The sequence below is a fragment of the Paraburkholderia sp. BR10937 genome, from assembly GCF_040965695.1.
Lineage (GTDB): Bacteria > Pseudomonadota > Gammaproteobacteria > Burkholderiales > Burkholderiaceae > Paraburkholderia.
Genome location: NZ_JBFRCL010000267.1, coordinates 1 through 241 on the forward strand (window position 1 = coordinate 1; position 241 = coordinate 241).

Here is a 241-nt window from a genome sequence, read left to right on the forward strand (position 1 = left end):
GGATAAAGAGTACAGGCTGGTCCCATTTCGCTCGCCACTACTTTGGGAATCTCGGTTGATTTCTTTTCCTGCGGCTACTTAGATGTTTCAGTTCGCCGCGTTCGCTTCACATGACCTATGTATTCAGCCATGGATACTCCATTCGGAGTGGGTTTCCCCATTCGGACATCTACGGATCAAAGCTTGTTTGCCAGCTCCCCGTAGCTTTTCGCAGGCTACCGCGTCCTTCATCGCCTGTGAT

Annotated in this window: 1 rRNA gene; it reads right to left on the reverse strand. The window is 51.0% G+C overall.

Features of this window, described 5'->3' with window-relative positions:
- A 23S ribosomal RNA gene (locus AB4Y44_RS42925) occupies positions 1–236 on the reverse strand; the annotation flags it as partial.
- Between the last annotated feature and the right edge of the window lie 5 nt (positions 237–241).